The 23436-nt window shown below is 62.2% G+C and carries 21 protein-coding genes and 1 riboswitch; of the genes, 12 read left to right on the top strand and 9 right to left on the bottom strand.

Going from position 1 to position 23436, the window contains the following annotated elements:
* Position 1: 1 nt before the first annotated feature.
* A complete protein-coding gene (gene thiC / locus RHE_RS22425; RefSeq protein WP_011427546.1) occupies positions 2-1834 on the bottom strand; it encodes a phosphomethylpyrimidine synthase ThiC in 1833 nt (610 codons plus the stop codon).
* Positions 1835-1929: 95 nt separating this feature from the next.
* Positions 1930-2061, bottom strand: a riboswitch (TPP riboswitch).
* Between the two features lie 293 nt (positions 2062-2354).
* On the opposite strand from thiC, the gene RHE_RS22430 reads away from it, so the two are divergent.
* Both RHE_RS22430 and RHE_RS22435 read left to right on the top strand, forming a co-directional pair.
* Complete coding sequence (locus tag RHE_RS22430; RefSeq protein WP_042119672.1) at positions 2355-3623, top strand: metallophosphoesterase family protein; 1269 nt, start codon at positions 2355-2357, stop codon at positions 3621-3623.
* Positions 3623-7093, top strand: a complete 3471-nt coding sequence (locus RHE_RS22435) for an AAA family ATPase (RefSeq protein WP_011427548.1) — start codon at positions 3623-3625, stop codon at positions 7091-7093. Before RHE_RS22430 ends, RHE_RS22435 begins: the two co-directional genes overlap by 1 nt.
* Positions 7094-7139: 46 nt before the next feature.
* Here the strand turns inward: RHE_RS22435 and RHE_RS22440 are convergent, their stop codons facing one another.
* Positions 7140-7562, bottom strand: a complete 423-nt coding sequence (locus RHE_RS22440) for a type II toxin-antitoxin system VapC family toxin (RefSeq protein WP_011427549.1) — start codon at positions 7560-7562, stop codon at positions 7140-7142.
* A complete protein-coding gene (locus RHE_RS22445; RefSeq protein WP_011427550.1) occupies positions 7559-7813 on the bottom strand; it encodes a type II toxin-antitoxin system Phd/YefM family antitoxin in 255 nt (84 codons plus the stop codon). The genes RHE_RS22440 and RHE_RS22445 overlap by 4 nt, the downstream gene beginning before the upstream one ends.
* Positions 7814-8058: 245 nt before the next feature.
* On the opposite strand from RHE_RS22445, the gene RHE_RS22450 reads away from it, so the two are divergent.
* On the top strand, positions 8059-8973 hold the full coding sequence (locus RHE_RS22450; protein ID WP_011427551.1) for an acetamidase/formamidase family protein: 915 nt from the start codon (positions 8059-8061) through the stop codon (positions 8971-8973).
* 16 nt (positions 8974-8989) lie between these two features.
* Here the strand turns inward: RHE_RS22450 and RHE_RS22455 are convergent, their stop codons facing one another.
* Positions 8990-9892 carry a proline iminopeptidase-family hydrolase gene (locus RHE_RS22455; RefSeq protein WP_011427552.1) on the bottom strand — a complete coding sequence of 301 codons (903 nt, stop codon included), beginning with the start codon at positions 9890-9892 and terminating at the stop codon, positions 8990-8992.
* Positions 9893-9954: 62 nt separating this feature from the next.
* The gene (locus tag RHE_RS22460) at positions 9955-10749 is read right to left on the bottom strand and encodes a helix-turn-helix transcriptional regulator (RefSeq protein ID WP_011427553.1); all 795 of its coding nucleotides are present in this window, start codon (positions 10747-10749) and stop codon (positions 9955-9957) included.
* Positions 10750-10875: 126 nt separating this feature from the next.
* Between RHE_RS22460 and RHE_RS22465 the strand changes: the two genes are divergently transcribed.
* From RHE_RS22465 to RHE_RS22485, 5 genes are read left to right on the top strand one after another with little or no spacing between them, the layout of a single operon-like run.
* A complete protein-coding gene (locus tag RHE_RS22465; RefSeq protein WP_011427554.1) occupies positions 10876-11766 on the top strand; it encodes a proline iminopeptidase-family hydrolase in 891 nt (296 codons plus the stop codon).
* Positions 11767-11817: 51 nt separating this feature from the next.
* Positions 11818-12756 (top strand): ABC transporter permease, encoded by a 939-nt coding sequence (locus RHE_RS22470; RefSeq protein WP_011427555.1) that lies wholly within the window; start codon positions 11818-11820, stop codon positions 12754-12756.
* Positions 12753-13604, top strand: a complete 852-nt coding sequence (locus RHE_RS22475) for an ABC transporter permease (RefSeq protein WP_011427556.1) — start codon at positions 12753-12755, stop codon at positions 13602-13604. The genes RHE_RS22470 and RHE_RS22475 overlap by 4 nt, the downstream gene beginning before the upstream one ends.
* Positions 13601-15334, top strand: coding sequence for a dipeptide ABC transporter ATP-binding protein (locus tag RHE_RS22480; protein ID WP_011427557.1), 1734 nt, complete (start codon positions 13601-13603; stop codon positions 15332-15334). Before RHE_RS22475 ends, RHE_RS22480 begins: the two co-directional genes overlap by 4 nt.
* Complete coding sequence (locus RHE_RS22485; RefSeq protein ID WP_011427558.1) at positions 15331-16845, top strand: ABC transporter substrate-binding protein; 1515 nt, start codon at positions 15331-15333, stop codon at positions 16843-16845. The genes RHE_RS22480 and RHE_RS22485 overlap by 4 nt, the downstream gene beginning before the upstream one ends.
* A gap of 83 nt (positions 16846-16928) precedes the next feature.
* Here RHE_RS22485 and yghU read toward each other — a convergent pair whose 3' ends face one another.
* Complete coding sequence (yghU, locus tag RHE_RS22490; RefSeq protein WP_011427559.1) at positions 16929-17804, bottom strand: glutathione-dependent disulfide-bond oxidoreductase; 876 nt, start codon at positions 17802-17804, stop codon at positions 16929-16931.
* Between the two features lie 437 nt (positions 17805-18241).
* On the opposite strand from yghU, the gene RHE_RS22495 reads away from it, so the two are divergent.
* The 3 genes from RHE_RS22495 (at position 18242) to RHE_RS22505 (ending at position 20082) form a co-directional block, all read left to right on the top strand.
* Entirely contained in the window at positions 18242-18709 is a 468-nt protein-coding gene (locus RHE_RS22495) for a universal stress protein (protein ID WP_042119675.1), read from the top strand.
* Positions 18710-18841: 132 nt separating this feature from the next.
* Positions 18842-19756 (top strand): DnaJ C-terminal domain-containing protein, encoded by a 915-nt coding sequence (locus RHE_RS22500; RefSeq protein WP_011427561.1) that lies wholly within the window; start codon positions 18842-18844, stop codon positions 19754-19756.
* A gap of 2 nt (positions 19757-19758) precedes the next feature.
* Positions 19759-20082: a chaperone modulator CbpM gene (locus RHE_RS22505; protein WP_011427562.1), complete on the top strand. Its 324-nt coding sequence runs from the start codon at positions 19759-19761 to the stop codon at positions 20080-20082.
* An 11-nt stretch (positions 20083-20093) separates the two neighbouring features.
* Here RHE_RS22505 and RHE_RS22510 read toward each other — a convergent pair whose 3' ends face one another.
* The 3 genes from RHE_RS22510 to RHE_RS22520 are packed head-to-tail and all read right to left on the bottom strand — an operon-like array spanning position 20094 to position 22266.
* A complete protein-coding gene (locus RHE_RS22510) occupies positions 20094-21023 on the bottom strand; it encodes a phosphatidate cytidylyltransferase (RefSeq protein ID WP_011427563.1) in 930 nt (309 codons plus the stop codon).
* Positions 21020-21640: a lysophospholipid acyltransferase family protein gene (locus tag RHE_RS22515; RefSeq protein WP_011427564.1), complete on the bottom strand. Its 621-nt coding sequence runs from the start codon at positions 21638-21640 to the stop codon at positions 21020-21022. The genes RHE_RS22510 and RHE_RS22515 overlap by 4 nt, the downstream gene beginning before the upstream one ends.
* A complete protein-coding gene (locus tag RHE_RS22520; RefSeq protein ID WP_011427565.1) occupies positions 21637-22266 on the bottom strand; it encodes a CDP-alcohol phosphatidyltransferase family protein in 630 nt (209 codons plus the stop codon). The genes RHE_RS22515 and RHE_RS22520 overlap by 4 nt, the downstream gene beginning before the upstream one ends.
* 179 nt (positions 22267-22445) lie before the next feature.
* Here RHE_RS22520 and RHE_RS22525 point away from each other — a divergent pair, with 179 nt between their 5' ends.
* Complete coding sequence (locus RHE_RS22525; protein ID WP_011427566.1) at positions 22446-23432, top strand: BMP family protein; 987 nt, start codon at positions 22446-22448, stop codon at positions 23430-23432.
* Positions 23433-23436 lie beyond the last annotated feature (4 nt).

The raw sequence follows: 23436 nt of genomic DNA on the forward strand, positions 1-23436 counted from the left end.
GTCATTCTCCGGCAGGCGTTTTCGCGACCTCTGCGACCGGCATGTAGAGATCGCCGCCATCGCGGTATTTGGCTGCCATGGCTTCCAATCCCTCCTTCTGGGCTTCGGCGCGAATGTCATGGGAGATTCGCATGGAGCAGAATTTCGGGCCGCACATCGAACAGAAATGCGCCACCTTATGCGCCTCCTTCGGCAGGGTCTCGTCGTGAAAGGAACGCGCCGTGTCCGGGTCGAGGGAGAGGTTGAACTGATCCTCCCAACGGAATTCGAAACGCGCCCGCGAGAGCGCATCATCGCGGATGCGCGCGGCCGGATGGCCCTTGGCGAGATCAGCGGCATGGGCGGCGATCTTGTAGGTGATGACACCGGTCTTGACGTCGCTGCGGTCGGGCAGCCCCAGATGCTCCTTCGGCGTGACATAGCAGAGCATCGCCGTGCCGAACCAGCCGATCATGGCGGCACCGATGCCGGAGGTGATGTGGTCATAGCCCGGTGCGATGTCGGTCGTCAGCGGTCCGAGCGTATAGAAGGGCGCTTCGCCGCAGACCTCGAGCTGCTTGTCCATATTCTCTTTGATCTTGTGCATCGGCACGTGGCCGGGACCTTCGATCATCACCTGGCAATCCTTCGCCCAGGCGATCTTGGTCAATTCGCCAAGCGTTTCAAGTTCGGCAAATTGCGCTGCATCATTGGCATCCGCAATCGAACCCGGACGCAAACCGTCGCCGAGCGAGAAGGAGACGTCATAGGCACGGCAGATGTCGCAGATTTCCTCGAAATGCTCGTAGAGGAAGCTTTCCTTGTGGTGATGCAGACACCACTTGGCCATGATCGAGCCGCCGCGTGAGACGATGCCGGTGACGCGATTGACCGTGAGCGGTATGTAGGCCAGCCGCACGCCGGCATGGATGGTGAAATAATCGACGCCCTGCTCGGCCTGTTCGATCAGCGTGTCCCGATAGACTTCCCATGTCAGATCTTCGGCAATGCCGTTGACCTTCTCGAGCGCCTGGTAAAGAGGCACGGTGCCGATCGGAACCGGCGAATTGCGAATGATCCATTCGCGGATATTGTGAATGTTGCGGCCGGTGGAAAGGTCCATGACCGTATCGGCGCCCCAGCGGATCGCCCAGACCATCTTCTCCACTTCCTCCGCCATCGACGAGGTGACCGCCGAATTGCCGATATTGGCGTTGATCTTCACAAGGAAGTTCCTGCCGATGATCATCGGTTCGGATTCCGGATGATTGATATTGGCGGGGATGATCGCCCTACCCTCGGCGACTTCGCGCCGCACGAATTCGGGCGTCACGAAATCCGGAACATGCGCGCCGAAGCTCTCGCCGTCGCGCGCGAGTGCCTCCTTCGCTGCCTGTCGGCCGAGGTTTTCGCGAATTGCGATGAACTCCATTTCCGGCGTGACGATGCCTGCCCGCGCATAGGCGAGCTGGGTGACGGCACGGCCGGCTTTTGCTTTCAGCGGCGTGTTGCGAACGGGAAATTCCGGCGTCAGCCGCTCGCCGGTGGCAAAACCATTGTCTTCAGGTTTGACGATGCGGCCGTCATAGGATTCGACATCACCGCGGGCCTTGATCCAGCTCTCGCGCAAACGTGGCAGCCCGGCGTCGATGGAGATCACATGGGCCGGATCGGTATAAGGGCCGGAGGAATCATAGACCGTTACCGGCGGCTCGCCGGAGGTCGGGTGAAGGCTGATTTCGCGCATCGGCACGCGCAGGTCCGGATAGAGGGTTCCGGGTTTTACGATCTTGGTCGAGGCCGGAAGCGAGCCGGTGGTGACGACGGGAGTAAGCTGGGGCGCGACAATATTCATGGATGAGGCTCCAAGGTTTGACGTTTGGAGACCCAGTTCCAGTGTTGGAATGATGAAAAGACGCCTTGCGCGACAAAGCGAAAATCCGCCCAACAGCCGCAGCGTCCGCACCGTCCCTACGCCAGTATGAACTGGATCAGGTTCAACGGGTCACCGCGCCACAACAGGCAAAGCCGTATTGTTCAGCAGAATCTCAGCCCCTTGCCGGGGCACCCCTGGTGAATGGTCGCCATCAAAGACCGGAGCGGCGCTTGTGTCAAGAAGCCCTTTTGCGTTCCAAGGCAGTGGCTGTCGCTGCTAGTCGCCGATCGGTTTGGGCAGCAGGGTGCGCCGGCGGCCGTACCGGCCCCGGTCGAGCAACATTGATTGTGGATGGGCCGGCTTTACCGGCCCATTTCGCTCGCGCCCCTTGGACGCGTGCTCCATATTCTCTCGCTCAAGGCCAGGTGACAGCGACCGCGCGTTCATCGGTCCGACGGCACCGGCTCCTCATCCTGTCGCAACGCGATTTTCTGCATTCATGGCTTATCGTTTCGTCCACACTGCCGATCTCCATCTCGACTCTCCGCTTCGGTCGCTGGCGCTTCGCAACGCCGAGCTGGCCGATCTCGTGAGTGACGCCAGCCGGCAGGCGCTGATCGCGATCGTCGACCTTTGCCTCGAAGAGCAGGTCGATGCGCTGGTCATCGCCGGCGATCTCTATGACGGCGAACAGACGTCGATGAAGACGGCGCGCTTTCTGGCAAGCCAGCTGGAACGGCTGCACCGGGCGGGGATCTGCGTCTTCAAGATCCGCGGCAATCACGATGCGATGTCGAAGATCGCCAAGGAGCTGGTGATGCCCGATACGGTAAAGGTCTTCGGCGGCCACGCCGAGACCGTGGAGGCGACGAAGGGCAGCCTTTCGATCGCGATCCACGGCCTGAGCTTCGCCAAGCCGCAAGCGCCCGACCCGCTTCTGCCGAAATTCAAGTCGCCGGTCGCGGGTGCCGTCAATATCGGCATCATGCATACGAGCCTTGCCGGATCGGCCGGCCATGACGTCTATGCGCCCTGCAACGTGCTCGACCTTCACGCCTCGGGATTCGACTACTGGGCGCTCGGGCATCTTCATCAGCGCAGCCAGTATCCCGGCACGGCAACGATCATCATGCCCGGCATGCCGCAAGGCCGCGACATCAACGAGTCGGGCGTCAAGACCGTATCGCTGGTGACCGTGGCGGACGACCGGACCGTGACGGTCGACGAGCGGCGAACCAGCATCGCGCAGTTCGAGCGCGTCAATGTCGACCTTACGGGTGTCGATGATTGGCGTGAGGCGGCCGTGGTGGTCGAGGCGGCGCTGATGGCGCAGCGCGACCGCACGGCTTCGCCGCATCTTGTCGCACGCCTCAGGCTTTCCGGCCGCACGCCGCTCTCCTGGCAGCTGCGGCGCGATGTTGACCTCATGCAGGCGGAAGCCGAGCGGCGCGGCGACGTGATCGGCCGCACCTGGATCGAGAAGCTGGAACTCGCCTTCGAAGCGCCCTCGATCCCCGCAGACGCGTCCGCCGCCGATCCCGTCGTCGAACTTGGCGCGCTGATGCGCGACGAGGTCATCGCCCGCAGCGGGTTTCGCGACGATGTCAGGGAGATGGTCCGGGACCTGCTCGCCGATTTGCCGCCCGAGAGCCGGGCATTTGCCGGGAATGACGAGACAGGTTTCGAACGCTTCATCGACGGCCTTCTCGCCGACGGCGCCGAGGATATCGCCGCCCGGATGAAGGTTGCGGAGCGGGGAGACAGCTGATGCGCCTGCGCCGTCTCGACCTCATCCGTTATGGCAAGTTCACCGACCACTCGATCGATTTCGGCGCGGCCCGTCAGGGGTCGCCGGACCTGCACATCGTCTATGGCCTCAACGAAGCGGGCAAGTCGACCACCTTCGCCGCCTATCTCGATTTGCTCTACGGCATAGGCGAGCGCAGCACCTACAATTTCCTGCATCCCTACAACACGATGAAGGTCGGTGCGCGGCTGGAATTCGGTGGCGCGGACCACGAGCTGGCGCGGCTCAAATTGCGGACCGGCAGCCTCGTCGATGATCGGGGACAGGCTGTGAACGAGGCGCTGCTCGCGGGCGCGCTCGGGGGCGTCGGCCGCGAGGCCTATCGCACCATGTTCTCGCTCGACGACCAGTCGCTCAAGGAAGGCGGCAACGCTATCCTCCAAAGCAAGGGCGAGCTCGGCGAGCTGCTGTTCTCGGCAAGCTCGGGTCTTGCCGGCCTGAGCCGTTCGCTGGCGACGGCCGTCGACGAAGCCAATGGGATCTACAGGAAGCGGTCGTCGAGCACGAAGGTTGCGGAACTCAAACGCTCGCTCGAAGCGCTGAAGGCCGAGCGCAATGCCATCGACACGCTGGCCTCCACCTATTCGGGCCTGAAATCGACCCACGAGCGGGCCGACGCCGCCTATGCCGCGACGACGCGGGAACTGGCCGAGGCCAAGGCCCGGCACCAGGAGTTGACGCGTCTTCTCGGCGCCGTGCCGGCGGCGCTGGAGCTCCGGCGGCTGGACGCCGATGCAGCCGGCATGGGCGACCTGCCGCGGCCGCCGGCCGAATGGTTCACACTGCTGCCGCAGCTTTTCCGCGACGAGACGCGCCTGCAGGCGCTTGTCGAAACCGCTGACCGCACGCTGCGCCAGCTTGCCGACGAGATCGAGGCGATCACGATCGACGACAAAGCGCTGGCGGTCGCCGCGCATATGGACCTGCTGGATCAGGGCCGGGCGCGCTATCCCGCGGCTGAGAACGACCTGCCGAAGCGCCGGCTGGCGTTGGCCGAACAGGAAGGCGAGTTGGTGCGGCTGCTGGCCGATCTCGAACAGCCGGACCATGCGACGCCCGAGGCGCTGCTGCTGCCCGCTTCACTGATCGGCATCGTCCGCGATCTCATTGAACGGCGCTCCGGCGTCGAGGCGAGACTGGCTGCGGCCGGTCGCGAACTGTTGCGAGCGCGAGAAAATCTCGAAAGGCTGGACAAGGAAGGCGGCTCGCAAAAGGGAGCCGCGGTTCTCGACGCGTGTCTCGGCCGCATCGAGGTCGCCCTGAGCCGGCTCGCTGGGTCTGATCTCGCAATGCGGCTTACCTTGGAAGAACGCACACTTGCCCAGGCGAAGCGAATGCAGGAGAAGCAGTTCGCACAGCTTGCGCCCTGGACAGGTGATGCCGTCGCCCTGCAGCGGACGACCGGGGCCGAGCCTCGGCAGATCGACGCCTGGCGCAGTCAGGCGAGTTATATCGACAAGCGGATTGCGGATCACGAGGCACAGCTGCGCGATCTTGGTACCGAGCAGGCGCTGACCAAAGCCCGGATCGCGGCCTTCGCCGCCGGCGGTTCGATAGACGATGCCGAGGCCGCAGGGCTGCGCGATGCGCGCGATGCCGCCTGGCAGGCGCATCTTGCCAGCCTCAATGCCGCCACGGCCCGGACATTCGAGGAGCGGATGCGCCAGGACGACGTATTGTCCGCCGGCCGGCTGTCGCGGGCGCAGGAATTGGCCGAGCTGCGCCAGCTCCGTCAGACGGAAGCGGCAACGGCAGCAGCGATCGAACGGCAGAGGGAACTGCTTGTCGAGGCGCGCGCCGAACAGGATGCGCTCGCCGAGCGCATCGGTAGTCTGCTGCCCGATGCGATCGACTGTCACCCCGAAGCGGTGGCGCGTATTGCCTCGCTCGAGGCATGGAGCACCAGGCGAGCAGCGGCGCTTTCCGCCTGGGACGATCTGCAGCTGGCCGAAGACGCGGTGGACGCGCTACGCCTCGAACTGGACGGGCATGTCGCGACGCTTGCGGCGAGCCTTGCGGATGCCGGTTACAATGGCGTCGACCAATTGTCGGTCGCCGACCTGATACAGACTGCGAACAATATGCTTGCCACCGGCAAAGCGGAACAGGCGGCGCGGCAGGCGCATGAGAAGGCGCTCGACGATCTCAATCGCGATTTCAGGGAACGCGAGCGCGACCGGCAGGAGGCGGAAGCCGCCATGGCGGCCTGGGAGCGGGAATGGGCGGAGGCGCTGTCGCGAACCTGGTTTGCCGACAAGGCCGGTTCGATGGCCGCCGTCCGCGCAATGCTGAATGCGCTCGCTACACTGCCCTCCATCCTGAAGGAGAGGGATGACCTCGCAAGTCGTGTTGCCGCGATGGAGCGCGACCAGCAGCAATTCCGCGAGCATATTGCCGGTCTTCTTATAGACTGCGGCCTCAGCCGGCCGGCGGTGGATACGCTCGCCTCCGCAAACGCGCTCGTGGAACGTCACGAGGCGGCGCGGCATGCGGCGCAGCTTCGGGCAGACCGGCAGGCAGATCTCGAAAAGCAATTGGAAAAACGGCGTGCGCTGGAGGAGGAATTGGCCGTTCACAATGCCCGCAAGGACGAATTGACCGGCTATTTCGCCACAGACTCGCTTGCTTCGGTCGAAGCATTCCTGAATCAGTCCCGAGAGCGGGACCGGCTGGAGGAGCGGGCGGCCACCTTGCGCCACCAGATCACCGAGGCATTGCGTATTGCAAGTTTTCCCGAAGCCGAACGGCGCCTTGACGGTGTCGATGCCTCTGCGGTCGAGCGCGACGCCATGGAGCTTGGCGCCCGGATCGAGGATCTTACCGAGCGTGCGAAGCTTCTCTATTCCGACGTGTCGCTGGCGCGGCAGAAGCTCGAGGCCGTCGGCGGAGACGACGCTGTGGCCCGGATCGAGGCCAAGCGCCGAACCATCTTCCTCGAGATCGAGGAACTGGCGGTGCGGCATCTGACGCTGCGCGCCGGCACGCTCGCGGCCGAACAGGCGCTGCATATCTATCGGGAAAAACACCGCAGCTCGATGATGAACCGCGCATCGGAAGCCTTTCGCCTGATCACCGGCGGCAATTATTCCGGCCTGACGACCCAGCCCGACCGGGACAAGGAGATATTGATCGGCGTGTCGCGCGACGGTGGTTCGAAGCTGGCGGACGCGATGTCGACCGGCACTCAGTTCCAGCTCTACCTCGCGCTTCGGCTGGCGGGTTACGAGGAATTCGCAGCGTTTCGCCGGCCCGTACCCTTTGTCGCCGACGACATCATGGAGAGCTTCGACAATCCCCGCTCCGAAGAGGTTTTCCGCCTGCTCGGCGAAATGGCAAAGGTCGGACAGGTTATCTACCTGACCCACCATTGGCATCTCTGCGAGATCGCGCGAGACGTTGTTCCGAACGTGACCATACATCAACTGCCGTGACAGGTCGCAAAGAAACGCCGCGCCACTTCTAGTTTCGGCAGGGAGATCAATTTTGCCACGGATCCAGCACGATAATGCCGGCGCCTTCGAAATCCCGGACATTGCGGGTAACGACGGTCAGGCCGTGAACCAGGGCGGTCGCGGCAATCAAGGCATCGGCTTCATTGCGCCGGTCTGGAACATGCAGATGCGCGCAGCGCGTCGCGACCGCATCGTCGATCGGCACGATACGGTCGGCGAATGCCGGTCGAACCTGATTTTCCAGCCACGCACGAAGACGAGCGCCCTGCGCTGCATCGCGGCGCTGCACGCCGAGTATTCCACGTTCCAATTCCAGGATCGTCATGGCGGAGATGCATAGGCTTGTTGCATCTTGCGCTCCAGCCCATGCGACCACGTTCGCATCGGCCTTGCCGTCTCCGACCTTGCGTAGTTCGGAAACAACATTGGTATCCAGCAGATACTTCAAGATAGATCGACTCCTCGGGGGGCGATCTCAACACGAGGCAGATCGAAGTCGATATCCGACAGGCCTGGCATTGAGAGAGCATCGACGAGAGTGCGGGGCTTGCCGGTTAGCCGCTCGAATTCGTCATAGGTCATCAACACGTGGGATGGCTTCCCACGATCCGTGATGATGACCGGACCATTTTGCGCCGCCTTCTTTGCCCTGCTCACGTCGTGATTTAGTTCGCGGCTGGAAAGATGTGTCACGCTCATAATCCACCTCCGATGTAGGCACTTACCTACATATAGCATCCGGAGAGTGAAAGGCAAGATCAGCCATAACGCTCCGGAGCTGATCGGGCAACCGATCGCGGCGACGTCGGGTCACGATCGCGAAATTGATACGGGCCTAAACGATGTCGGGATATTGGCTTCCCAGATCATCTTTGATCTAGTCTCGACTCTCAGCCGGGCAGCCCAGCCGCGGCTGGCATCCTAAGAGCGAGAGCCGTATTCTCATGACCACTCACCGCTTCATTCCGACGATCTTTCACAATGTCATCGGCTCTCTTCCGCCCGCTTGGCATATCGCTGACGGCGATACCGTCGTCACGGAGACGCTCGACGCCATCGGCTATGACAAGGACGGCATCCGGCGGACCTCCGGTCCCAACCCGATGAACGGCCCGATCTTCGTCGAAGGCGCCGAACCCGGAGATGCGCTGAAGGTCGAGATCATCAGCATGATCCCTACACGGGACACTGGTTTTACCCGGAGCATCGTCGCGGCCAATGTCATCGATCCCGAAACGGTTCGCGACCTGCCGCCGCGCGATATGGCGATTTGGGCCATCGATCGCGAAGCCTTGACCGTACGGTTGTCGGAGCCGGTTGCCGGCCTTGAAAATTTCATTCTGCCGCTCGCCCCGATGATCGGCTGTTTCGGCGTGGCACCGGGTTTAGGTCAGGCGATTTCGACGGCGACGAGCGGGGAATATGGCGGCAATATGGACTATCGCCGGTTCGGTCCCGGCACCACAGTTCGTTTCCCGGTATCGGCTCCCGGTGCGCTTTTCTTTCTCGGCGATTGCCATGCCATCCAGGGCGATGGTGAGATCGTCGGTACCGGCGTCGAGACCACCTTCGAAGTGACGGTGCGACTGACGGTGGAAAAGAAGGCTGGCCTCATCTGGCCGCGCGGCGAAACCGCCGAAGACATCTTCACCATCGGCAATGCCCGGCCCCTCGATCAGGCGCTTCAGCATGCCACCAGTGAAATGCTGAACTGGCTCGCATCGGACTACGGCCTTGACAAGACGGCGGCAAGCCATTTGCTGGGTCAGGTGGTGCATTACGATGTCGGCAACGTCTTCGATCCGGCCTATACGATCGCCTGCCGGGTTGCCAAGAAATGGCTGGTCCGCCGATCGTGACGGACCGGGTTACGGGTCAGTCGTAGCGCGACAGGAAGCCGGAAACCGTCGTAAGGCAAAGCTGCTTTTCCTCGACATGCGGCATGTGGCTGGAATGTTCGAAGAGCACCCACTCGCAGCGGGGCACGCGTTCGAGATAGGGCCTCACGACCAGCGGCGTCGCCTCGTCGTACTTGCCGGAGATCAGCAGCGTCGGCGCTTCGATGCGGTCGAGCCTGTCTTCGATCGTCCAGTCCTTCATCGTTCCGATGACATGGAATTCGGTCGGGCCGTTCATGTTGCGATAGACTGTGTTGTCTTCGTCCATGATCGCGAAGGTGCGTGCAACTTCGGGCGGCCATGGCGCCACGCGGCAGACATGGCGATCGTAGAACGCGCGTGAGGCGGCGATGTAGTCCGGATGGGTGAGGCTTCCCGCCTCTTCATGCTTCAGCAGCGTGTCCTGGACCTCTTTCGGCAGTTCCTGGCGGAGCCGATTGGCTTCGGCAACCCAGGTGTGCATGTTGGCCGGGGAGTTGGCAATGACAAGCGCCTTCAGACCTCGCGGCCGGCGCACAGCATGTTCGGCGCCGAGCATGCCGCCCCAGGATTGGCCCAGGAAGGCGTAACGATGCTCGATGCCGAGATGGGCGAGCAGAGCGCTCAGCTCTTCGAGGAAGAGGTCGACCGTCCAGAAGTCCGGGCCCCTGTCGGGAAGGCGGGTGGAATTGCCGTTGCCGAGCTGGTCGTAATGGATCACCGCGCGGCCATCGAGAGCGGCGATGTCCCTGAAGGAATCGACATAGTCATGCGTGCAGCCGGGTCCTCCGTGAGCAACGACGAGAGGCAACTTGTCGCTATCGAGTGAACCGGTGACGCGGTACCAGGTCCGGTAATCGCGAAAGGGCAGATAGGCTTCACTTGTTGCGACTTCGGTCACCGACTTCTCCAATCCTCGAAGGTTCGGAAACCATAACGCGGCGGCGACGGCGAAGGCAGCTATCACAAGTTATAGGGTGACCAGGTCTGAGTCGGCCGGTCTTCAAGCAGGCGGTAGTGGGTGGCGCGCACCACAGCCTGCGTTCGATTGCGGGCGCCGAGCTTCTTTGCTGCGGCATTGAGATGCATGACCACGGTGGGTACGGAACGGTCGATGATGCGGGAGATTTCCTTGGCCGAATAGCCTTCCGCAGAATGGCGCAAACATTCGCGCTCCCGTTCTGTCAGGCGGATGCCGACGCTTTTGTCCTTCCTGTCGAAAAGCGCATAGGCTGTCTCGTGAAAAACATGCGCCAGCAGGTTGAAGTCGGCGATATAGCGCAGCGCATGTCGTTCGAAATCGCTGTTCCGGCCGAAACGGATGCCGGTGACGGTCGCGTAGTCTCCGCGCGGCATATGCACCGGAACAGTGACGCCGGTAGACATGTCGCGTTCACTCAAATAGCGCGTCACCGGTGCAGTGTCCTCGCTCATAAAGCGCCTGATCAGCGTATCGGCGTCGGGATCATAGTTCCAGAAAAACGGTGCGGAGGTGCGCAGCGCCACCTGTTGGACCGGATCGATGCGGAAATAACCGCGATCGAACCAATAGTCGTGCATGTCCTCGGCGATGTTCCTGAGCTTCAGCAGCGACGGTACCATGATCACGCCATCAATATCATAGGGTACCGGCGTATAATCATAGATGAGGGCCTCGAAGCCCAGCTGCTTCATTGCCTCGAAAGCCTGGTCGATCCGGCCCTCCAGCGTTTCATGCGTCGTAAACTGCCGTCTGATCATTCCGATGTCATCAAGCATGGGCGTCCCCGGTTCGGCAAGCGCCCTACCCTATCACTTCTTATAGCTGGCACGGAGCGCGATTTCCGGTAAAAATTTAACCATGCCCAAATAATGAGCAAGGGATATTTTCTGCTGGAGCAATCAATGTGGCGTGAATTGCAGCCGGACGCGCGATTTGAGGTCGGTGTGGATGGCTATCGCGTCGTCGCCTATAGTTTCGGGTCCGGCGACGAGACGGTCTTCTGCCTGAATGGCGGCCCGGGCCTGCCGTGCGACTATTTGCGCGAGGCGCACTCCTGTCTCGTCGACAAGGGTTGTCGTGTCATCGCTTTCGACCAGCTCGGCACCGGCGCTTCCGACCGGCCGGACGATCCCTCGCTCTGGACGATCGGCCGTTATGTCGAGGAGACGGAAACGGTGCGCAAGGCGCTGGGGCTCGGCAAGGTCCACATGCTCGGCCATTCCTGGGGCGGGTGGCTGGCGATCGAATATGCGCTGACTTACGCTCAGAACCTCAAAACGCTGGTTCTCGAGGATACCGTCGCCGACATGCCGCATCTGATCTCGGAACTGGAGCGGCTGCGCGCGGCACTCGGTCCCGAAACCGTCTCGATGATGCAGAAGCACGAGGCGCAGGGCACCTATAATCATCCCGAATATCTCGCCGCCGTCACCATCCTCAACCACCGCCATGTCTGCCGTCTGCCGGAATGGCCGGCGCCGGTCCGCCGCTCGCTCGACGACTGGAACATGGCGCCCTATGAGACGATGCAGGGGCCGAACGAGTTTCTCTATATCGGCAACCTCAAGGACTGGAACCGGATTGCCGATCTGCCGCGGCTGACGCTGCCGGTGCTGATCACCGCGGGAGAGCATGACGAGCTGACCCCGGCCTGCGCGCTGAGGATGAAGCTGGCGCTGCCGAATGCCGAGCTCAAGGTGTTTGCCAATGCCAGCCACATGCCCTTCTATGAGAACCCGCAGGATTATTATCCGGCGCTTCTCGATTTTCTGGCCCGGCACGAGGCAGGCTGATGCAAGAGGCAGTGGACCGGAGCCGACGAAGTCAAAGGGGCGATCGCCGTCATGCATCGCTATAAGTTTGTTCTGACGCGACCGTTGCAGTTCCTGCCCGTCATTTTCGGCATCAGCGTCATCACTTTCATTCTGGTCCGCCTGATCCCCGGTGATCCCGCCCGCAACATTCTCGGCACGCGCGCGACGCCGGCAGCCCTTGCCGGCATCCGCGCCCAATACGGCCTCGATCAGCCGATGTGGGTGCAATATCTCTACTTCCTCAAGAACCTCGCCAATGGCGAGATGGGCAAGTCGATCCTCTATAAAGTCGACGTGCTGAAGCTGATCGTCACCCGCATCGAGCCGACGCTTGCGCTCGTCGCCTCCAGCGTCCTGCTGTCGGTGCTGATCGCGGTGCCGCTGGCGGCAATCGCCGCACGCAATGCCGGCCGCGCGTCGGACCATGCGGTGCGCATCGTCTCGACCTTCGGCATCGGTTTTCCCCCCTTCTGGCTGGGACTGATGCTGATCATCCTCTTCAGTGTCGAGCTCGGCATGCTGCCGGTTTCGGGCTATGGCGAGACCATCGGCGACAAGCTTTCCCATCTTGTGCTGCCGAGCCTGACGGTGGCGCTGTCGCTCTCGATCGTTTTGACGCGAAGCCTGCGGGCGGCGATGATCGAAGCGCTGAAGTCGGACGTCGCGACGGCGGCGCGCGCCCGCGGCATGCCGGAAGGCATCGTCTTCTGGCGGCATGTGCTGCCGAATTCGCTGGTGCCGACGATCAACCTGCTTGCGGTCAATATCGGCTGGCTGATCGGCGGCACGGTGGTGGTCGAGAGCGTCTTTGCGCTGCCCGGCATGGGGCAACTGCTTGTCAGGGCGATCTTTTCACGCGACTACATGGTGGTTCAGGGCGTCGCCATGGTCTTTGCCTGCGCCACCGTGCTCATCAATTTCCTCGCCGACATCGTCACCGTCGCCGTCGATCCGAGGGTGAAGTTATGAGCGTCGAGGCGATCGTGCCTGCATCGCCCGGCTGGCGCCGGTTTTTCCGCCGGCAGCTGATGCTTGCCGTCGGTGCCGGCCTGCTGCTGTTTTTCGTCCTGCTGGCAGTCGGCGCGCCCATCATCGCGCCCTATGACCCGATCATGCAGAATGCCGAAGTGCGGCTGCAGGCGCCGTCATTGCTTCACCCGTTCGGCACCGACAATTTCGGCCGCGATATCCTGTCTCGCGTCATCTGGGGCGCGCGCATCGATCTGCAGATGGCGCTGATCGGCGTCATCTTCCCCTTTCTGATCGGCACGACGGTCGGCACGGTCGCCGGCTTCTTCGGCGGCATTGTCGACGCGCTGTTCATGCGTCTCGTCGATATCATCCTCGCCTTCCCCTTTCTCGTGCTGATGCTGTCGATCATCGCGATTCTCGGCCCTGGTCTCGGCAGCTTCTACATATCGATGGCGCTGGTCGGCTGGGTGTCCTATGCGCGGCTGATCCGGGCGCAGATGCTGGTGCTGAAAAGCAGCGACTACGCCGTTGCCGCCGTCAGCCTCGGCTTCAGCCGCCCGCGCATCATGTTCCGCCACCTGCTGCCGAACGCAATCGCCGGATCGATCGTCTTTTCCATGTCCGATGCGACGCTGGTGCTGCTCAGCGGCGCCGCCGTCAGCTATCTCGGTCTCGGCGTCCAGCCGCCGATCGCCGAGTGGGGCGTCATGGTTGCGGAAGGGCAGAGTTTCATCACCACCGCCTGGTGGATCACGCTGTTCCCTGGCCTTTCCATCGTCTGCCTCGCCTTCGGTTTCAGCATGCTGGGCGATGCGCTGGGCGAGTTGCTGGGGGTGCACGAATGAGCGGCTCCCTGCTCTCCGTTCGCGATCTCACCGTCAGCGCCCATCTCGATTCCGGCCCGCGCACGCTGCTTGATGCAGTGTCGCTCGATCTCGGCAAGGGCGAGGTCCTCGGCCTCGTCGGCGAGAGCGGTTCAGGCAAGAGCCTGTTCTGCCGCTCCCTGCTGCGGCTGCTGCCCTCCTCGCTGTTGAAGATCGAAAGCGGATCGGTGCTGCTCGAAGGACGCGACCTCATGCGGGTCGACGACGGCGAAATGCTGACGGTGCGCGGCGGCGAGGTCGGCATGATCTTCCAGAACCCGACCAGCCATCTCGACCCGGTGATGCGGGTCGGCGAGCAGATCGCCGAGGGCATTCGCTATCACGAGAGGCTCGGCGCCCGCGAGGCTCGCGCTGCTGCGACTGATATCCTGGCGCAGGTCGGCTTCCCCGATCCGAAGCGTCAGTACGACAGCTATCCACACGAATTTTCCGGCGGCATGCGGCAGCGGGCAATGATCGGCGTGGCTTTGTCCTGCAACCCGAAAATCCTGATTGCCGACGAGCCGACGACGGCACTCGATGTGACCATCCAGGCACAGATCCTGCGGCTGTTAATCGATATTCGCGACCGGCGCGGACTGTCGATCATTCTCATTACCCATGATCTTGGCATCGTCGCCCAGACCTGCGACCGCATTGCCGTGATGCGCGGCGGCAAGCTGATTGAAGCGGGGCCGAAGCGGGCGATCCTCGCACGGCCGCAGCATCCCTATACAGTCAGCCTGATCGACAGCCACCCTTCGATGTCAGGCGAGACTCCCACGTCCTCGCCCGAGGTGGCGGTCGCCGGCCGGCAGGCGGGACTAATGCTTGAAATCGACGATCTCCATGTGCAGTTCAGAGCCGGCGGCGGCCTGCTGAAGGGCGGCGCCAAGACGGTCAGCGCGGTTTCCGGCGTCAGCCTGCAGATCCTGGCCGGGGAGACGGTCGGCATCGTCGGTGAATCCGGCAGCGGCAAGAGCACGCTTGCCCGCGCCGTGCTTGGCCTTACGCCCCTTTCCTCCGGTCATGTCACTTTCGACGGCGTCGATCTGGCGCTGCAGAAGCGCGCGGGCCTGGCAAAGCTCAGGCGCGAAACGGCGATGGTTTTCCAGGACCCCTATAATGCGCTCAATCCTGGATTGACGATCGGTCAGATGCTTGCGGAGGTGCTGAAGGTGCAGGGCAAGGTGGCCAAGGCGGATATCCCGGCGCGGATCGACGCTCTGCTCGATCTCGTCGGCCTCGAACGCGAATTCGCTGGCCGCAAACCGCGCAGCATGAGCGGCGGCCAGTGCCAGCGCGCCGGCATCGCCCGGGCCCTCGCCGTCGACCCGAAGATGATCATTGCCGATGAATGTGTCGCCGCCCTCGACGTCACCATTCAGGCGCAGATCATCGAACTCTTCCGCGAGCTCACCGCGAAGATGAACCTGACGCTGATCTTCATCGCCCATGATCTCGCGATCGTCCGCAATCTCTGCGAACGCGTGGTCGTCATGTATCGCGGCGAGATCGTCGAGGAAGGCCGCTGCGAAGAGGTCTTCGCGCGGCCGAAGCATGCCTATACGGCGGCGCTGATCGCCGCCATTCCCGACATCGATCCCGACAAGCCGCTGCCGCGGGGCGCCGGCGGCAAGGAGGATCTGCAATCGATACCGATCCAGCCCATCAAAACGCATGCCATAACAACGAAGGGGACGAACTCATGACAAACAGGTGGAAATCAATCGGGCTCGCAGCCTTCCTCGCCGGTCTGGCGCTCAGCGCCAGCTATGCCGAAGCCGCCGGTGTGCTCACCATCGGCCGCCGCGAGGATTCGACGATATTCGATCCGATTAAAACTGCCCAGAACATCGACAATTGGGTATTCTCAAACGTCTACGACGTGCTGATCCGCGTCGACAAGACAGGCACGAAGCTGGAGCCCGGTCTTGCCGAAAGCTGGACGGCCTCGGATGAGGGCCTGACCTACACCTTCAAGATTCGCGATACGAAATTTTCCGACGGTTCGCCGCTGACGGCAGAAGACGCGGCCTACAGTCTTCTGCGCATTCGCGACGATCCTGCCTCGCTCTGGAGCGATTCCTACAAGGTGATTGAAACGGCGATCGCGACCGACACGCATACGCTGACGATCAAGCTCAAAAACCCGTCTGCGCCGTTCCTCTCGACGCTTGCGCTGCCCAATGCTTCGGTCATCTCCAAGAAGGGCATGGAGTCCCTGGGTGCCGAGGCCTACGGCGAAAAGCCGGTCGCATCCGGCGCCTTCGTCATTGACGAATGGCGGCGCGGCGACCGGGTGATCCTGAAGAAGAACCCCAACTTCTGGCAGGCCGACCGCGTCAAGCTCGACGGCGTCGAATGGATCTCGGTTCCTGACGACAACACCCGAATGCTGAACGTTCAGGCCGGTGAGCTGGATGCGGCGATATTTGTTCCCTTCTCCCGCGTCGAAGAGCTGAAAAAGGATCCCAATCTCAATGTCGACATCGATGCTTCGACGCGAGAGGACCATCTGCTGATCAATCACGCGCATGGTGCGCTCGGCAAAAAGGAAGTCCGTCAGGCGCTCGATATGGCCATCGACAAGAATGCGATTGTCGATGCCGTGACCTTCGGCCAGGGAACTGTCGCCAATTCCTACATTCCGAAGGGAGCTCTCTTTCACTACGCCGACAATCTGCAGCGGCCCTACGATCCCGCGAAGGCCAAGGAGATGCTGGCGGCGGCCGGAGCGTCCGATCTGACGCTGAATTACCTCGTGCGCGCGGGCGACGAAGTCGACGAACAGACGGCCATCCTAGTCCAGCAGCAGTTGCGGAAGGCTGGCATCACCGCCAACCTGCAGAAGGTCGATCCGAGCCAGGAATGGGACATGACCGTTGCCGGGGATTACGACATCTCGGTCAACTACTGGACCAACGACATTCTCGATCCGGACCAGAAGACCACCTTCGTTCTCGGCCATGATTCCAATAACAACTATCTGACCAACTATAAGAACGAGGCGGTGAAGGAACTGGTCGCCAAGGCGCGTCTCGAGCTCGACCCGAAGAAGCGTGAAGAGATGTATGTCGATCTGCAGAAAATGGCGAAGGAAGACGTCAACTGGATCGACCTCTATTACAGCCCTTATATCAACGTCTCGCGCAAGAATATCGACAACTTCCACCAGAACCCGCTCGGCCGTTTCTTCCTGGAGGATACGGTCAAGAACTGAGGTCCGGCAGTTCGCAAGCGCTCCGCCGCCGTGAAGGCGGCGGAGCCTGTTTATTGCTGCGACACGTCGCTGATGCGGCTTGCTTACTCGGCGGCCGCCAGCTTGTCTTGCGTCCTGGTCTCGAAGTCGCTGGCGTCGTGGCGCTCGTGCAATTGCGTCGAGGGTTCGCCGGAGAGGCGATTGACCATCCGGCCGCGCTGTACGGCCGGCCTGCTGTGGATGGCGTCGGCCCAGCGCAGCACGTTCTTGTAGTCCTCGACCTGCAGGAACTCGGCCGCCCCGTAGGTCCAGCCCTTCACCAGGCCACCATACCAGGGCCAGATGGCAATATCGGCGATCGTGTATTGGCTGCCTGCCACATATTCGCTTTCGGCAAGACGGCGATCGAGTACGTCGAGTTGACGCTTCACTTCCATCGCGAACCGGTCGATCGCATATTCGATCTTGACAGGCGCATAGGCGTAGAAATGGCCGAAGCCGCCGCCGAGATAGGGCGCGCTTCCCATCTGCCAGAACAGCCACGACAGGCATTCGGCGCGCTCACTCGGCTCGGTCGGCAAGAAAGCGCCGAATTTCTCGGCGAGATAGGTGAGGATGGCGCCGGACTCGAAGACGCGGATCGGCTTCGGGCCGCTGCGGTCCATCAGCGCCGGGATCTTGGAGTTGGGATTGACGGCGACAAAGCCGCTGCCGAACTGGTCGCCCTCGCCGATCTTGATCAGCCAGGCGTCGTACTCAGCACCGCTATGGCCAAGGGCCAGCAGTTCCTCGAGCATGATCGTGACCTTCTGGCCGTTCGGCGTGCCGAGCGAATAAAGCTGCAGCGGGTGGCGGCCGATCGGAAGCTCCTTCTCATGTGTCGGTCCTGCTATCGGGCGGTTGATGTTGGCGAATTGGCCACCATTTGCCTTGTTCCAGGTCCAGACCTTCGGGGGGATATAGTCGGAGGTACCGCTCATCTTTTAAACTCCTGGCATTGATCAGACAGAGCGCGACGCCGGTTGGGTCGCCGCATTTTTCCTGACATAGCAGAGGCGATGAGGTTTTGTCACAGCTATCGGAGCGGCTTCACGCAATCGTCAGAGCCTTGGCAACCCTGACGAAAACGGCCGGTTCAGGCCGCACCCTCGATCAATCGTTTGGCGACCGCGCCTCCCATCGCGCCCGCTCGGATAATGGCAAAGTTCGGATCTGAAACCTCGATGTTGTGACGGCACCGCATGAGAGCTACCGCCGATCGGACGGCCGTCAATTGCGACAATGCGGCTGAATTCTCGCCTTGAGGCGGGCGATGGTTGCCAAATGCCGGCGGCAGTCCGGCTTGACTTTAGTCAAAGCAGACGCTGTCGCTAGCGCTATGATCAGGAAAATGACTCCATTCGAGGATATTGATCTCATGTATCGCACGATCATCTGCTGCATCGGCATGGGCTCGAGACAGACGGCCGAGCGTCTGCTGCGCCGGGCTGCGGCGCTGGTGGACGAAGGCGGAACGATCTTCGTCATGCACGTCATTGAAAATATCCCGCGCCACCACCTGACAGACATCCCCGAGGAATTCGAGACGGCTGCCATTATCGACGCCGAACGGAAACTTGCGTCGCTGTGCAAGGAGCTGGACATCCCGGCGATGATCGAGGTTCGCATCGGCGTTGCCGCCTCGCTGCTCGTGTCGGCCGCAAGGGAGAGAGCGGCCGAGCTAATCCTGCTGTCATCCCACGTGCCTGATATCACCGATTATGTCTTCTCCTCGATCGTCGAGAAGGTCGCGCGCCATGCCGGGTGCTCGGTACTCATCGACCGGCGCCTCGATCATGCCGATGAAGACTCTGCGGCTCAAACAGAAGACGCCGCTTCGCTCTGATCCTGGCGAGCCGCCGCCGATCATGGCACGGCGGGCTTTTGACGTTTGACCACCCCCTCCCCTGCGGCGGCCAGGCAACCTATATCAATCCCAACCCAACCAGCAGTATTCACTGCCCGACCGGAGAGATGCATGAGCCAGGATCCCTATGAGCTTCTGGGCGTGAGGCGGGATGCCACGCAGAAGGATATTCAGAGCGCGTTCCGCAAGCTCGCCAAGAAACTTCACCCCGATCTCAACCCCGGCGACAGACACGCCGAGGAAAAGTTCAAGGAGATTTCGACCGCCTACGAGATTTTGAGTGATGAGGAAAAGCGCGGCCGCTTCGACCGCGGCGAGATCGATATGTCGGGCGCCGAGCGGGCCCAGCGCAACTATTATCGCGATTATGCCTCGGCAAGCGGTCCCAACGATCCCTATCACAACAGCGCCGGCTTCGCCGATTTCGGCGACGCCGATGATATCTTTGCGAGCTTCTTTTCGCGCCGCACCGGCGGTGGCCGAGCGCGCAGCCATGGCCAGGACGGGCGTTTCTCCATGGAGGTCGATTTCCTCGAGGCCGTCAACGGCGCCAAAACCGAGGTCAAGTTTCCCAATGGCCCCGCGCTCGAGGTGCAGATCCCACCGGGAACCCGCGATGGCCAGACCTTGCGGCTGCGCGGCAAGGGTGAGCCGGGCATCGGGGGCGGACCGGCGGGCGACGCGCTGATCGAAATCCGGGTGCGGCCGCATCGCTTCTTCACGCGTGACGGCGACGACATCCGCCTGGAGCTGCCGATTTCGCTCGGCGAAGCGGTGCTCGGAGGCAAGATTCGCGCACCGACGCCGTCCGGACCTGTCAGTCTCACGCTGCCGCCGCATTCCAACACCGGCAAAGTTCTGCGCCTCAAGGGCAAGGGCGTTCCGAAACGCGGCGGCGGGCACGGTGACGTCTACGTCTCGCTGAAGATCGTATTGCCCGATCGCCCCGACGACCGGCTGACGTCCCTGGTGCAGGAATGGGCGGCCGCACATCCATACGATCCGAGGAAGAACATGGAGGCCTGATCATGGATGATCTCGAATTCCGTCTTTGCTTGAAAATCGATGTCGTCCAGCTCGATTTCTGGGTCGAACAGGGCTGGCTGATCCCGGAGACGTCGAGTGGCCAGCGACGGTTTCGCGACGCCGACGTCGCCCGCGCGAGGCTCATCCTGGACCTGATGGGGAATATGGGCGTCAACGAAGCCGGCGTTGATATCGTCATGGAGCTGGTGGACGAGCTGCACGGGCTGCGGGAAACGATGGCCATGCTGATGTCAGCTATCAATAGCCAGGAGCGGGATGTTCAGCGCCGACTGTTCGCGAGTCTGGAAGATCTCGACCGGTCTTAACATGACCATGCCTATGTCGTGAACCAATAGCGGACGATGTGGAAGAACAGCGGCGCTGAGAAGGTGATGGAATCCAGGCGGTCGAGCACGCCGCCATGGCCCTCAATAACATAGCCCCAGTCCTTGGCGTTGAGGTCGCGTTTGATCGCCGAGAGCACGAAGCCGCCGAAGAAGCCCGCGACGACGATGACCGTGCTCACGGCGGCCGCCTGCAGAGGCGAGAACGGCGTCAGGCGATAGAGTAGCGTTCCCAGAAGGATCGCCGATGCGCCGCCGCCGAAGAGACCTTCCAGCGTCTTCGACGGGCTGATGTTCGGCGAGAAGCGGTGCTTTCCCAGGAGCTTGCCCCAGACATACTGGAAAACGTCGCTGAGCTGCACCACGACGACGAGATAGACGAGAAGAAGCGCGGAGGGTGTGCCGGTCTGCAGCATAAGGAGCGCGGGGGCGTGGCTGATCGAATAGACCGTCAGCATCAAGCCCCATTGCACTCTGGCGCTGCGCGCCAGAAATTCGTTGACGTCCCCCGTCAGGGTGGCCACCGCCGGCAGGATCAGGAAGGCATAAACGGGGATGAAGATCGAAAAGAGCCCGTACCACGCCGTTCCGAGCAACACGTAGTGAAGCGGCAGGACCACGAAAAAGGACAGGAAGAGCGCCAGGTGATCGCCGCGACGCGACGGTGTCAGCGTCCAGAACTCGCGAAGCGCCATGAATGACAGGAATGCGAATAGAATGACCGTCGCCGTATCGCCGAGCAGGATCGCGCCGCCGAAGACCCCGACCATGATCCACCATGAGCGGATACGGGCATTGAGGTTGTGGACGGTGGCGACGGACCCGGGCTCGGTCGCGCGCCGTTGAAGGACGAAGCCGATGGCCGACGCGACGGCCAGCAGGCCGAGGATCGCGGCCAGCACGATGGAGAAAAAGCTGGTCATGCGACGGGGCCTCCGTCGGCGAGCTCGATGACCGCGGCGCGGGCGCGGGCCAGGAACGCGCCCTTTTCCTCGCCCGCTTCGACGCGCAGCGGCTTGCCGAACCGCGCCGTGCAGGTGATCGGGACGATCAGCATGCTTCCCTTCGGCAGGATGCGCTGAAGGTTGTCGAGATGAATCGGGACGAGGTCGACATCGGGAAAACGGCAAGCAAGGCGATAGATGCCGCTGCGGAACGGAGCGATCTCGTCGCTGGAGTTTCTCGTTCCTTCCGGAAAGATCAGGACCGAGCGCCCCTCCTCGAGCAGGCGCTCGACGGGCGCCAGCGGATTACTGTCGGGCAGAGGCTTGCGGTCTATCAAGACAGCACGCAGGCCTTTTTCCGCGATGAAACGGAGAAAGGCGTTGGTTCCCCAATAATCGCGCGCCGCGACCGGATGGGTCAGCCGGCGCACCTGATACGGCAGGGCGGCCATGACAGCGACGGTATCGACATGGCTGTTGTGATTGGCGAAATAAATGCGGCGGGTCGGATCGGGGGTGCAGCCCCGCCATTCGCTTCGGGCGCCGACCACAATACGGACGAACAGCACGAGAAGACGACGGATGAGCGCAATCATGGTCTCTCCAGCGAGCGGGCAAGTCTCGTCGTGCGCGTGATGCAGGTGACTAGGCTGCCGGCCGCGATCATGGCGGAGGCGAGGAGCAGAGACCACCGGCTGGCCGATATCAGTGTCTCGATGCTCTGGGCAAGGAGGCCCGCCGTCAACACCGCCATGCGGCGTTGCTTGGCCATGATGCCGCTGAAATCCTGAGGCAGGCCGACCGCTCCTCCGAACACCCTGACATAGGCGGTAAGGGCGGCAAGCAGCGCCGATAGCCAGCCGATTGAGGGAACGCCGCAGGCATAACCGGCGGCGACAAGCAGCAGGCTGTCGGCGACGCGGTCGGGGAATTCGTTGTAGATCGGCCCGCTCTTGGTTTTCTTGCCGCCTTCGATCGCGACCATCCCGTCAAGTAGGTTGCAGACGAGCCGCAGTTGCACCGAGATTGCCGCGCCGATCACGGCGATCGGATGTGTCGAGAACAGGATGAGTGCCGCACCGAGGCCGGCAAAGACGATCGAGAAAAGCGAAATGCTGTTCGGCGTCACGCCACTGCGCGCCAGCCATGCACTCAAGCCGATCGCCCAGGACGACGACCGGCTCGCGATCGGTCCCCGCGAGGCGTCCTCTTCTTCACCCATCCTCATTTCCCCCGACCCAATATTCTAATGCATATCCTGCCAATGTCGTCGCGCCAAGCCCTCGTTCGTTCTGTCGGTCGCGGCGGCCATCAGCCTGATTTTTAAGCTGGTTCTCTGCTTGACACCTTTTTGGGCGCTACTATGATTTTTGAACCAGATGGTAAAAAGGGGAACAATCAATGACCAAAGACATGCTGATTTCACGCCGAGCAGTGATTGCGTCGGGCATTGCGCTTGGCGTCAGCGGCTTCGCGCCGCTCGCAAGGGCGGCTGCGCCCCTGAAAGTTGCCGGCATCCATGCCTCACCGGTTGAAAATGCCTGGAACTCCTGTCTGCACAAGGCCCTCCAGGACGCAGCAAAGGATGGCGTCATCGAATATGTCTTCTCCGAAGGCGTCTCCGGCACAGATTATCCCCGCGCCATGCGCGAATATGCCGAACAGGGCAACAAGCTGATTATCGGCGAGGCCTATGCAGTGGAGAGGGAGGCCCGGCAGGTCGCGGCCGATTATCCGGATACCGCTTTCGTATTGGGTTCGAGCGGCGAGCAGGCCGGCGACAATTTCGGTGTCTTCGGCACCTGGAACCACGACGGCGCCTATCTGGCCGGCATGCTTGCGGGCAAGATGACCAAGTCGAACGTCGTCGGTTCGGTCGGCGCCATCCCGATCCCCGAGGTCAACATGCTGATCAACGCCTTTGCCGCGGGCGTCAAGGCCGTCAACCCCGACGCCAAACACCTGGTCTCGTTCATCGGCACCTTCTTCGATCCGCCGAAGGCTCGCGAGGCCGGTCTTGCCCAGATCGACGCCGGCGCCGACATCCTGTTCGGCGAGCGCATCGGCACGGCCGACGCCGCCAAGGAACGCGGCATCAAGTCGATCGGCTCGCTGATCGATTACACGCCGCGCTATCCCGATACGGTGTTTGCCAACGCCATGTGGTATTTCCGCCCGATCCTCGATGCCGCGATCGCCGATGTCGCCGCCGGCAAACCGGTCGGCAGGAACTACACCTCTTACGGCCTGATGAAGGAAGGCGGCAGCGACATCGTCTTCGTGAAGGGTGTTGCGCCTGCCGAGGCGGAGGCCGCGATGGAAGCCAAGCGGGCGGAGATCAAGGCCGGCACCTTCGAAGTTCCGAAGGTGATGGAAGAGCCGAAGTAGTTCG

Source organism: Rhizobium etli CFN 42 (assembly GCF_000092045.1).
In the GTDB taxonomy this organism is placed as follows: Bacteria; Pseudomonadota; Alphaproteobacteria; order Rhizobiales; family Rhizobiaceae; genus Rhizobium; species Rhizobium etli.

Coding starts and splice junctions, on each gene's coding strand:
- RHE_RS22430 (WP_042119672.1), top strand. CDS start 2,355: ATGGCTTATCGTTTCGTCCACACTGCCGATCTCCATCTCGACTCTCCG.
- RHE_RS22495 (WP_042119675.1), top strand. CDS start 18,242: ATGTATCGCACGATCATCTGCTGCATCGGCATGGGCTCGAGACAGACG.
- RHE_RS22485 (WP_011427558.1), top strand. CDS start 15,331: ATGACAAACAGGTGGAAATCAATCGGGCTCGCAGCCTTCCTCGCCGGT.
- RHE_RS22475 (WP_011427556.1), top strand. CDS start 12,753: ATGAGCGTCGAGGCGATCGTGCCTGCATCGCCCGGCTGGCGCCGGTTT.
- RHE_RS22500 (WP_011427561.1), top strand. CDS start 18,842: ATGAGCCAGGATCCCTATGAGCTTCTGGGCGTGAGGCGGGATGCCACG.
- RHE_RS22520 (WP_011427565.1), bottom strand. CDS start 22,266: ATGGGTGAAGAAGAGGACGCCTCGCGGGGACCGATCGCGAGCCGGTCG.
- RHE_RS22480 (WP_011427557.1), top strand. CDS start 13,601: ATGAGCGGCTCCCTGCTCTCCGTTCGCGATCTCACCGTCAGCGCCCAT.
- RHE_RS22525 (WP_011427566.1), top strand. CDS start 22,446: ATGACCAAAGACATGCTGATTTCACGCCGAGCAGTGATTGCGTCGGGC.
- thiC (WP_011427546.1), bottom strand. CDS start 1,834: ATGAATATTGTCGCGCCCCAGCTTACTCCCGTCGTCACCACCGGCTCG.
- yghU (WP_011427559.1), bottom strand. CDS start 17,804: ATGAGCGGTACCTCCGACTATATCCCCCCGAAGGTCTGGACCTGGAAC.
- RHE_RS22465 (WP_011427554.1), top strand. CDS start 10,876: ATGTGGCGTGAATTGCAGCCGGACGCGCGATTTGAGGTCGGTGTGGAT.
- RHE_RS22510 (WP_011427563.1), bottom strand. CDS start 21,023: ATGACCAGCTTTTTCTCCATCGTGCTGGCCGCGATCCTCGGCCTGCTG.
- RHE_RS22470 (WP_011427555.1), top strand. CDS start 11,818: ATGCATCGCTATAAGTTTGTTCTGACGCGACCGTTGCAGTTCCTGCCC.
- RHE_RS22460 (WP_011427553.1), bottom strand. CDS start 10,749: ATGCTTGATGACATCGGAATGATCAGACGGCAGTTTACGACGCATGAA.
- RHE_RS22505 (WP_011427562.1), top strand. CDS start 19,759: ATGGATGATCTCGAATTCCGTCTTTGCTTGAAAATCGATGTCGTCCAG.
- RHE_RS22445 (WP_011427550.1), bottom strand. CDS start 7,813: ATGAGCGTGACACATCTTTCCAGCCGCGAACTAAATCACGACGTGAGC.
- RHE_RS22515 (WP_011427564.1), bottom strand. CDS start 21,640: ATGATTGCGCTCATCCGTCGTCTTCTCGTGCTGTTCGTCCGTATTGTG.
- RHE_RS22450 (WP_011427551.1), top strand. CDS start 8,059: ATGACCACTCACCGCTTCATTCCGACGATCTTTCACAATGTCATCGGC.
- RHE_RS22435 (WP_011427548.1), top strand. CDS start 3,623: ATGCGCCTGCGCCGTCTCGACCTCATCCGTTATGGCAAGTTCACCGAC.